Below are 10,304 nucleotides of genomic sequence, written 5' to 3' on the forward strand. Positions count from 1 at the left end.
CGATTGTGTGTGATCAACGGGCATGTTCGTCGGCCGAATGCACGCGCAGATCGGTGATATCGCCCGCCGCCTGGCCGGACACCAGCATTCGCTCAGCGACCGCCCACCGCAGTGTGCGCGGCAGATCCGGGGCAAATCGGGTGAAGTACGCGTAGAGCCAGTCGGTTCGGGCCACCAGGAAGGGAAAGTCGGTGCTCATCATCGGACGCAGCACCAGCATGGGCACCGGGGCGTCGAGTGGATGGAAGTCTCGATTCCACAGTCCCGGTACGGGGCAGCCGGGATAGAACTGTCCCAGCATCAGCCCCTGCCCGACGATCTCGGTCTTGCGCGCCGCGTGCACGGCGTCGATCAGGTCGTGGCGGGTCAGGTCCGGAAAGAGCGTGATGAGGGTCGAACGCGCCGTCTCGGACGGGTTCTCCTGTCGCAGCGCACGATACACCTCGAAGGCGTCGTCGAGCACACGGTGCATCCGCTCCTCGGTCAGCCCGTCCCCGCCGGATGCGCAACCGGCCCACACCACCTGCCGATCGGCACTGTGCCGCACGAAGGGGCACACCGGTCCGGGACGACCCAGTTCGGGATGCGGCTGGGTCAGATGATCGGCCATCCAGCCGACCAGCGCGGCGGCGGCCGGACCCTGCCGCTCCCAGGCCTCGGGATCGGCGTACACATTCCACCAGTGCACGCCCGAGCGTGGCCCGCTCCTCATCGGGAGTCCGCACCGTCGAGGTGAGCGGCCAGTATCGGACCGATGGCCGCGACGACGTCGGCATTGCACAGTTGCGCGTGGGTGGCGTCCACGGGGTGTTCGACGAGCGCGCCGGTGACGTGCAGACGCCACATCCGCGCGTCGAGTCCGGCGGTCATCCCGCGGGTCGCCGAGAAGTACAGCAGGTCGCCGTCGAAGACACCGGGACGGTAGCCATGCGACAGGCGGACGCCGTCGACATAGCCGCGATGCAGGCGGGTCAGCTGATCGGCGGTCAGGCCGGTGCCGAAAGAAGCAGCGGCGGAGGCTAATTCGGCAGCCGCTTCGGCGGCGGTGAGATCGGGGAGTTCGTCGGCGTCCTCGGGTTCGTCGCCGAGCAGATGGGTGAGCAGATCGCGCATGCGCGGCACCGGCGGTGGCGGCATGTCGTCGGGGAAGTCGATGCTGTCGAGCATGGCGAGGGTGGCGACGTCCGCCCCGCGCGCCCGCAGCCGCACGGCGACCGCGTGCGCGATCTGCCCACCCAGCGACCAGCCCAGCAGGTGATAGGGGCCGTCCGGCGACACCCGCACGATCTCGGCCGCATACCCGTCGGCCAGTTCGTCGACGGTCGCTCCGGCGCGCGGTTCACCCGACAGGGTCAGCGCCTGCAACCCGTAGACGGGGCGGTCGGGAAGCTGCCGGGCCAGGCCGGAATAGCACCAGGCCAGCGGGACCGCGGAATGCACGCAGAACAGCGGCGGCCGGGTGCCGCCGCGACGCAGGGTGAGCACCGCGCCGAGCGCGTCGTCGGTGGCGGTGCCGCCCTCGTGCTCGTCCAGGCGGGCGGCCAGTTCCCGTACGGTCGGGGCGGTGTAGAGCCAGCGCACGGTGACCGGCAGACCGGTGGCGGCGGCCAGATCGGCCGAGAGTGCCACGCCCAGCAGGGAATCGCCGCCCAGCTCGAAGAAGTCGTCGTCGAGACCGACGCGCTCGGCTCCGGTGATCGCCGCGAACCGTTCGGCGACGAGTCGCTGGGACTCCGATTCCGGTGTGCGATAGGGCCGCTGCGGCGTCGGCGGTGGGGGCAGCGCGGAGCGGTCCACCTTGCCGTGCGCGGTCACCGGCAGCTCGTCGAGCTCGACCAGTTGCGCGGGAATCAGTGCGGCGGGCAGCAGTTCGCGCAGCCGCCCGAGAATGTCGGCGTGGTCGAGCCGGAGTCCGGGGGCGGCCACGATATAGCCGATCAGCCGGATACCGCCCGGCCCGTCGTGCGCGGTGACCGCCGCCTGCGCGATGTCGGGCAGGGCGGTGAGCGCGGCCGCCACCTCCGCCGGTTCCGCGCGGCGGCCGCGCACACTCAGCTGATCGTCGGCGCGACCGAGGAATTCGAGCGCACCGTCGGCCGTCACCCGCACCAGGTCGCCGGTGCGGTAGACGCGGTCCCCGTCGCCGAACGGATCGGCGACGAAACGCTCGGACGTCGCTCCCGGACGGCCGAGATACCCCTGCGCCACGCCGGGTCCGCCCAGGTACAGCTCACCGTGCCCGCACGGCGGTGCCGGACGCACCCGCTGGTCGAGAATCAGTGCCCGCACTCCCGGCAGCGGCGGCCCGATCGGCACCGGACCGTCGGCGGTGAGCGCCCCCGATTGGGTTGCCATGACCGTGGTTTCGGTGGGGCCGTAGCCGTTGAACAGTCGCAGCGCCGGACCCCAGCGCCGCACCAGCTCGGCCGGGCAGGCTTCACCGCCCACCACCGCCACCCGCAGTAGCGGAACCTGTTCCGGAGTGATGGTCGCCAAAACCGCCGGGGTGGTGAGGAAGTGGGTGATGGCGGCCCGGTGCAACAGTGCGGCCAGATCGGGCCCGGCCACCACGGCGGGCGGTTCGATCACCAGCCGGGCACCGGCGGCGAAGGCGGCCAGCAACTCCAGCAGATGCGCGTCGAACGACGGGGCATGCGCATGCAGGACGCGCGAATCCCGCTCCACCCCATAGTGTTCGACAATGTGGTCGGTGAGTGGACCGAGCCCGCGGTGGGTGACGACCACCCCTTTCGGAGTGCCGGTGGTGCCCGAGGTGTAGATGAGGTACGCCGGATGATCCCGGCGCAGCGGCCGGATCCGGTCGGCGTCGGTGACGGGCGCGCCCGATCGCCGCCGCACCCGCGCGACCGTATCCGAATCGTCGAGAGCCAGCCAATCCGGTCCCGACGGCAACACATCGCGCGCGGATGCCACCGTCAGCCCTTGGCGCGCACCGGAATCCGCCACTACGGTCGCCAGCCGCCGCACCGGATCGTTCGGGTCGACGGGTGCGAACGCCGCTCCGGTCTTCGCCACCGCCCACAGGGCGAGCACCGACTCGGCCGATCGCGGAATCGCCACCACGACGACAGTGCCCGGCCCCGCGCCGGATTCGATGAGTTCCCGCGCCCACCGCGACGACAACCGATCCAACTCGCGATACGTCCACGCACGGTCACCGTCCTCGACCGCGACCGGATCAGACCACAGACACACAGCCCGGTGGGCCGCCTCAGCACCGGCGCGGCCCGGCATCTCCCCAGCACCGTCGACAGGGACGCACGCCGCTCCGTCAGCACCGAGGAAACCACGCGCATCCCGGTCACCTCCGACCGGACCGCGCGCCACCGCGCCGCCCACGAGGCCCTGCCCATCCCCTCCGCCCCCGGCTGGACCGCGCTCGCCCGCGCCGCTCCCGACGGAGTCGCGCACGTCCTCGGCACCCCGAGCATCCCCCGCCGCGGCTGCGCCGGGAACCGCGTCCCCTCCCGCATCGTCATCGATCAGACCGGCGCGCAGGAGATCCGGAAGCAGACGATCGGCGCGAATCGCCTCCGGCGTCGGGAGCACGGGCTCCGGATCCAGGCTCCGCACCGGCCGTCCCGGGTCGGTGAGGAAGCGGTCGAGATACTCCAGGAATTCCCGATGGTGCGCGGCCAGGGCGTCGGCGGAGTACAGCTCCGGATTACCCTGCATGCCAACGGTGATGGAGCGATCGTCGGGGCCGAGCTGGTAGCCGTTGACCAGCAGGTCCTCCACCGGTCCGAGCGCCAGCAGGTGCACGTGCGCGGTGAGCGCGCCCATGCGCAGGGGTTCGGTGGCGCCGAGCATGTTCACCACGGGGCCGAAACCGCCTCGTACGGTGTGGTTCTCGCCGCGGTCGCGCTGGATGTCCTCGTAGCGGTAGCGCTGATGCCGCAGCGCCCCCACCAGTCGCGCCCGCACCCGCTCGACCGCCTCCGCCACGGTGGCGTCGCGGAAGTCGCCGATTCGCAGCGGAACCACATTGGATACCGATCCGGCCGACCGGCGCAGCGCCGCGGTCGGCCGCGCTGCCACCGGCAGCGAGAGCAGCACCTGGTCCGACCCGGTCATGGCGGCCAGGTAGCAGGCGAAGGCCGCGATGGCGAGTTCGGGGAAGGTGTAACCGCCCTCCCGGAAGACGGTGAGCCGATCCGCCGTGGACGGTGGCAGCGTGGCCGCCACCCGGTGCGGCGGTCGCGGCCGGGTGGCCGCGCGGCCCGCCAGCCGCACCGGTTCGCCCAGGCCCGCCACCTGTTCGGACCAGTATTCCCGGTCGGCGCGGGCGCGGGGGGAATCCGCGTAGGACCGCTCCGCTTCCAGTAGCTCGGCGATGGTCAGCGGGCCGTGCGGTGTATGCGCCGACGGCGCGGACACGTCCTCGGCATCGTCGGCGGCGGCGTACAGCTCGACCGTCCGGCGCAGCAGCACCGCCGCGCCGATACCGTCCAGCACGATGTGATGGCTGCGCAGATACAGCAGATGCGTATCGGGCTGCACCCGCAGCAGCGTGGCGACGGTCAGCGCATCGGTCTGCAGATTCAGCGGCGCGGTGTGGTCGCGCTCCATCCGCTCCCGGGCGACCGCGACCGGGTCGGCGTCTGCGGTGAGGTCCGCGTAGCCCATCGGCGCGAAGGCGTCCGGATCCAGGAACTGCCGGGGATGGCCGTCCACGATCCGGAACCGCACGTGCGGGGACTGCAACTCCCACGCCGCCCGCGCCGCGCACTCGCGCAGCCGCTGTTCGCGCAGCGGTCCGCGCAGCTCCAGGTACATGGCGACGGTATTGGGCACCTCCGGGTACAGCTGCTGTGCCACCCACCACCGCAATTGGGCCACCGACAGCGGCAGGTCGGGCGGCGCGACCCGGGGTGTCGCCGCGGCGGACCGTGGCAGCTCCACATCTCCATCGGCTCGCGCCAACGTGCCTCCTCACCCCCGAGCAGCAGTGTTCGAACCGTCCCGCTGGCAACCTACGGCATGGACCGGCCGCGACCGGGGAGGAACCGCCGTGCCGCTCCGGTTCGGGTGGAGTCGCGTGGGTCAGGTGACCTGGCGGTCGAGGAACGGTGTCGGTTGCGCGACGGAACGGTGGAGTCACCGCACGTCGGCGCGTCTGCGGGCGCGCCGTGCTCGATGCTGGCGCGGAGACGGACCCGACGATGGGGAGGTGCGCGGTGGGAGTGCGACGGCGTGAGCTGCTGGTCGGGCTGGCCGGTGCGGGCGGGCTCGCCCTCGCGGGGTGTGCCCGACCGCCGGAACCGGCACCGCCGCCGGTGCCCGCCGCCATCGGCTTCGATCCGCCACCGGATGCCCGCGATGTCGACGCCCGCTCCCCCGGCCGGGTCACGGTCACCGACGGCACCGTGCGCTCGGTGGAGTGGATCGACGAGACGGGCCGCCCGCTGCCGGGCGCACCGGCACCCGACAACCGTTCCTGGACGAGCACGGAACCGCTCGGCTACGGCCACATCTACACCGTGCGGGCGGTGGCAGACGGCGCCACCGGCGCGGTCACCGCCACCGCGACCTGCGCCACGGTGGTGCCCGATCGACTGGTGGACGTCTCGCTGCGCTCCGGAAATCTGGTCGAGCTCGCCGAGAACGACGTCTACGGTGTCGGTTTCGTCCTCGCCGCCCGTTTCGACGAGCCCGTGGACCGCGCGGCCGCCGAACGCCACCTGCGCGTGATCACCGAACCGGCCGTCACCGGCGCCTGGTACTGGCTCGACGACCGCAACGCGCACTGGCGGCCCGAGCACTACCACGCGCCCGGCACCCGGATCACCGTCGCCGCCGACCTCTTCGGCGCGCCGCTCGGCGACGGCGCGTACGGCCTGCGCGATCAGCGAGTGTCGGTGCACATCGGTCCCGCCCACGTCGCCATCGCCGACGATGTCACCAAACAGATCGAGGTCTTCGACAACGGCGCCCTGGTGCGCACCATGCCGACCTCCATGGGCATGGGTGGCACCGCGGTGGTCGGCGGTACCGTGCTGTCCTTCTGGACCCGCCCCGGCACCTATACCGTGCTGGACCGCCACCACCCGGTGACCATGGACTCCTCCAGCTACGGCCTGCCCGTCAACTCCCGCCTCGGCTACCGCTCGACCATCGACCACGCGGTCCGCATCAGCCACGACGGCATCTTCGTCCACGCCCTCGCCGACAGCATGTGGGCACAGGGCAATACCAATGTCTCCCACGGCTGTCTGAACCTCTCTCCCGCCGACGCCGCCTGGTTCTACGACTTCGTCGTCCCCGGCGATGTCGTGGAGGTCCGCAACACCGGCGGCGACCCCCTCGACATCTGGCAGGGCGGCGACTGGACCATCCCGTGGCCGCACTGGCTGCGTGGCGGCGCGAGCGCCTGAACGCTACCCCGCCGCCGCGGCCACGAACGCGGCGACCTCGCGCGGCCTGGACACCAGGGCCGCGTGCGAGGCGTCGATCTCGGCGGCGTGCGCACCCATGCGGTCGGCCATGAAGCGTTGGGAGGCGGGTGGAATCGCCCGATCCGCGGTCGAGATCAGGTATCGGGTCGGGGTGCTCGACCAAGCGGGCGTGCCGGAGGGTTCCAGATTCGCCGCGACGGCCAACGACCGCTGGTGCGCGAGCATCCGCGCCGCCGTGGCCGGGTCCACGTCCTGGGCGAACACCTCGTGGAAGCTGTCGGCCGCTATGGTGGCGTCGATGTTCTTCCCGGCCACGCCGTTTCCGTCGTCGACCACCCCCACCTGGAGCACCGGCGGCAGCAGCCGGCTGCCGGGGAACCGGATCGGGTCCAGGGCGAGCTGGTTGACCTCGCCCGACGCCGGGGCGAAGGCCGCGATGTAGACCAGCGCGGTCACCTCGGCATCGTGGATCTGGGTGATGACCGAGCCACCGTAGGAATGCCCGACCAGCACCACGGGCCCGTCGATGGTGTCCAGGGTCCGCTGGATCGCGGCGGCATCGTGGGCCGGTCCGCGCAGCGGATTGTCCGGCACCACCACGCGATGGCCGTCCGCCCGCAGTTCCGCGGCGACGGCGTCCCAACTGGTGGTGTCGGCGAACGCCCCGTGCACCAGCACGAAGGTCGGCGCGGGTGCGGCGGTAGCGGGTCCGGCGGCCGCCACCGGCGCGAGGGCGAGAGCGAGGGCGAGCAGCGGTGCGCGCGAGGAACGGGTCGGCTTTCTCATGATCTCCTCGATTCGGACGAAGCGGATTCAGACGAAGCGCTGCACGAAACGCAGTGCGGTATCGCAGACTTCGCGCCATCCGGCGTCGATGGTGAGCGAATGGCCGCGGCCGGGTATCTCCACGATCTCGGTGACGGCGTGCGCATTGCGCACCTGCCGTTTGTAGGCCGCGTGCGTGATCGCCCACGGCACCGTATTGTCCTTCTCCCCCGAGATCAGCAGCAGCGGACCGCGTTCGGGGCCGGTGCTGTCGACCTTGGCCTCGGTCCACGGATTGAGGTTGGCGGCGGCCGCCTGGAACAGCGGTGCGCCCGGGGCGGGTACGGCGAAGGTCTCGTACAACTGCTTCGCCTCCATCTCGTCGACGGCATTGGCGAAGGAGTACCGGAACTGGTCGAAGGTCAGCGGCACCGCACGATGCCGGTTGGCCGGATTGGTCAGCACCGGCGCGGCGGCGCGCAGCGACGAGATCGGCAGCGGCAGCACGCCTTGGAACGGCGCGGGGTCGATGGCCACCGTCGCCGCCGACAGCCCGCGCCCCGCGAGTATCTGGGCCAGCAGGCCGCCGAAGGAATGTCCGATCACCACCGGGGTGCGCCGCAGCTCCCCGATCAGGGCGGCGAGGTGGTCGGCGACGTGCCCGACGGTCTTGCCCGCGAAGGTCTCCGGATGCGCGTTGGCCTCCGCCACGGTCTCGGGATCGTCGGGCCAGCCCGGCAGCACCGGCGCGTACCCGGCGGCGCGGAACACCTCGGCCCACCGGTCCCAGCTCGACGGCAACAGCCACAGCCCGTGCACGAACACCGCCGGTACGCGTCCGGTCGCGTCGGCCCGCTGCAGCTGCTGGATATCGTGCTCGCTGAACATTATTCGGCGTCCTCTCCGCGCAACGCGGCATGCAGGAAGGCGATGGCCTGACCGATGGCGGCCACGGCGGCATGGGTGTCGCGCAGGGCGTTGAGCATGACGAAGTCGTGGATGATGCCGCCGTAGCGCACCGCGGTGACGGGTACGCCCGCCTCGCGCAGCTTGTCGGCGTATGCCTCGCCCTCATCGCGCAATACATCGGCCTCGGCGGTGATGACCAACGCGGGCGGCAGCCCGGCCAGCTGTTCACGGGTGGCGCGCAACGGGGAGGCGGTGATCTCCGAGCGCTGCGCCGGATCGGCGAGGTACTGGTCCCAGAACCACTCCATGGCATCGCGGCGCAGGAAGTAGCCGGTGGCGAACTGCCGGTAGGAGCCGGTGTCGAAGGAGGCGTCGGTCACCGGGTAGAACAGCACCTGCGCGGCCAGCTCGGGTCCGCCACGCTCCTTGACCATCAGGGTCAGGGCGGCACTCATATTGCCGCCCACCGAATCACCCGCGACGGCGATGCGGCCGGTGTCGAGGCCGCGCTCGGCGCCGTGCTCGACGACCCAGCGCAGCGCGTCGAAGTTCTCGTGCACGGCGATCGGGTAGCGGGCCTCCGGCGAGCGGCTGTAGTTCACGAACACCACCGCCGCGCCGACCCCCTTCGCCAGCTCGCGCGCGAGCCGGTCGTGGGTGTGGTCGTTGCCGAAAACCCAACCGGCCCCGTGGATGTAGAGGATCACCGGCAGCGGGCCGGGCACGTCCGTGGGCCGGAAGATGGTCAGATCCGGCGCGGTGACCACCTCCCGCTCGGTGCCGGGCACCGGCACCTGGGGTGACTGCACCTCGTCCACGGTCTTGCGGCCCTCGATCGGCCCCAGGTCGAACAGATACGGCGGGTTGGCGGTGGCCTCGACGAATGCCTGCGCCGCCGGTTCCAATACGGGCTTGCTCACGGTTGTCCTCCGGACTCGTAGTGCTCCTGCGCACTCCACGATCCGCCGCCGCGACCGCGTTCGAATCCTTGGCGGACCCTAGTCGTGAGCGGCCCCCGGCACCCGCAGCTATGTTGTGACCATGGTGCTGCGTGGCCGGAAGGCCGAGCTCGGTGAGCTGGAGGGGTTGCTGAGCCGCGCCGAATCCGGGCTCAGCGGTGTGCTGGTGCTGGAGGGCCCGGCCGGTATCGGCAAGACAGCGCTGCTCGAGCACGCCGTCACCATCGCGACCACGGTGCGCGTCACCCGGGTGGCCGGGGTCGAGGCCGAACAGGATATGGGCTTCGCGGGACTGCACCGCCTGCTGCTGCCGTTCCTCGGCGAGCGCGGACGGCTGCCCGGACCGCAGCCCGACGCGCTGGAGACCGCCTTCGGCATGTTGACCGCCGCCGCACCGCCGGATCTGTTCCTGGTGGGGCTGGCCGCGCTGTCCCTGCTCGCCGACGCCGCCGCCACTCGACCGTTGCTGGCGGTCTGCGATGACGCCCACTGGTTGGATCGAGAATCCTTGCGGGTCTTGGGATTCGTGGCCCGGCGGCTCGATGCGGAGGGCGTGGTGCTGTTGTTCGGTGTGCGCGAGCACACCACGGGTGAGGCCGCACTGGCCGGCCTGCCCACCCTGCGACTCGACGGTCTGGCCCACAGCGACGCGGCCGAACTCCTGGATGCCGAACTGCGCACCGCGGTGGACGGGGTGATCACCGCTCGCCTGCTCCGGGAAACCGCTGGAAACCCCTTGGCTATCCTGGAATTGGCGCGCGGTCTGGGCGGGGGCACCCCGGTGGAGCCCGGCCTGGGTGACCATCTGCCGTTGGATCGGCGACTGGAAACGCGTTTCCTCCAGTTGGTTCGACGACTCGATGCCACGGGCCAAGACCTGCTGCTGGTGCTCGCGGCCGACGCCGGTGATCGCACCGCCTTCCGCCGTGCGACGCGCACGCTGACCGGGGCGGATCCGGTCGCCATCGACACCGCCCTGCACCACGCGCAGCGCGCGGAGCTGATCATCGCCGACACAGGCACGGCCCTACCGGTTTTCCGGCATCCACTGATTCGTTCTGCCGTCTACAACGGCGCGGCGGCGGATCGGCGGCGCGCGGCCCACGCCGCATTGGCCGCCGCCACCGACCCGTCCCGCGATGCCGCCCGGCATGCCTGGCACCGAGCCGCGGCGGCCCCCGCGCCCGATGAAACCGTTGCCGCCGCACTGGAATCGGCCGCGGCCGGGGCGCGCGAACGCGGCGGCCATCTGGCG

General features: G+C 71.6%; 7 protein-coding genes. 2 read left to right on the forward strand and 5 right to left on the reverse strand.

What is annotated here, in order from left to right; translation table 11 throughout:
* Window positions 1–13 precede the first annotated feature (13 nt).
* Together ON31_RS18715 and ON31_RS38045 are read right to left on the reverse strand one after the other, a co-directional pair.
* Window positions 14–712, reverse strand: a complete 699-nt coding sequence (locus tag ON31_RS18715; protein ID WP_147287149.1) for a DUF6875 domain-containing protein — start codon at window positions 710–712, stop codon at window positions 14–16.
* A complete protein-coding gene (locus ON31_RS38045; protein WP_051037457.1) occupies window positions 709–4,944 on the reverse strand; it encodes a non-ribosomal peptide synthetase in 4,236 nt (1,411 codons plus the stop codon). The genes ON31_RS18715 and ON31_RS38045 overlap by 4 nt, the downstream gene beginning before the upstream one ends.
* Before the next feature lie 239 nt (window positions 4,945–5,183).
* Between ON31_RS38045 and ON31_RS18725 the strand changes: the two genes are divergently transcribed.
* A complete protein-coding gene (locus tag ON31_RS18725) occupies window positions 5,184–6,395 on the forward strand; it encodes a L,D-transpeptidase (protein ID WP_081592558.1) in 1,212 nt (403 codons plus the stop codon).
* Window positions 6,396–6,398: 3 nt separating this feature from the next.
* Here ON31_RS18725 and ON31_RS18730 read toward each other — a convergent pair whose 3' ends face one another.
* Genes ON31_RS18730 through ON31_RS18740 form a run of 3 tightly spaced genes read right to left on the reverse strand, consistent with a single transcriptional unit; the run spans window position 6,399 to window position 9,010 of the window.
* Window positions 6,399–7,202 (reverse strand): alpha/beta fold hydrolase, encoded by an 804-nt coding sequence (locus ON31_RS18730; protein WP_051037459.1) that lies wholly within the window; start codon window positions 7,200–7,202, stop codon window positions 6,399–6,401.
* Between the two features lie 27 nt (window positions 7,203–7,229).
* A complete protein-coding gene (locus ON31_RS18735) occupies window positions 7,230–8,069 on the reverse strand; it encodes an alpha/beta hydrolase (RefSeq protein ID WP_039815374.1) in 840 nt (279 codons plus the stop codon).
* Window positions 8,069–9,010, reverse strand: a complete 942-nt coding sequence (locus ON31_RS18740) for an alpha/beta hydrolase (RefSeq protein WP_039815376.1) — start codon at window positions 9,008–9,010, stop codon at window positions 8,069–8,071. The genes ON31_RS18735 and ON31_RS18740 overlap by 1 nt, the downstream gene beginning before the upstream one ends.
* 121 nt (window positions 9,011–9,131) lie before the next feature.
* Between ON31_RS18740 and ON31_RS18745 the strand changes: the two genes are divergently transcribed.
* Window positions 9,132–10,304 (forward strand): AAA family ATPase (locus ON31_RS18745; RefSeq protein ID WP_039815426.1); only part of this gene is annotated, 1,173 nt, incomplete at its 3' end.

It is taken from the genome of Nocardia otitidiscaviarum NBRC 14405, from assembly GCF_000308635.1.
Taxonomy (GTDB): Bacteria; Actinomycetota; Actinomycetes; order Mycobacteriales; family Mycobacteriaceae; genus Nocardia; species Nocardia otitidiscaviarum.

Bases quoted from the DNA above. Each gene is read 5' to 3' on its own strand.
- ON31_RS18730 (WP_051037459.1), bottom strand. From the start codon at position 7,202: ATGAGAAAGCCGACCCGTTCCTCGCGCGCACCGCTGCTCGCCCTCGCT.
- ON31_RS18735 (WP_039815374.1), bottom strand. From the start codon at position 8,069: ATGTTCAGCGAGCACGATATCCAGCAGCTGCAGCGGGCCGACGCGACC.
- ON31_RS18725 (WP_081592558.1), top strand. From the start codon at position 5,184: ATGGGGAGGTGCGCGGTGGGAGTGCGACGGCGTGAGCTGCTGGTCGGG.
- ON31_RS18715 (WP_147287149.1), bottom strand. From the start codon at position 712: ATGAGGAGCGGGCCACGCTCGGGCGTGCACTGGTGGAATGTGTACGCC.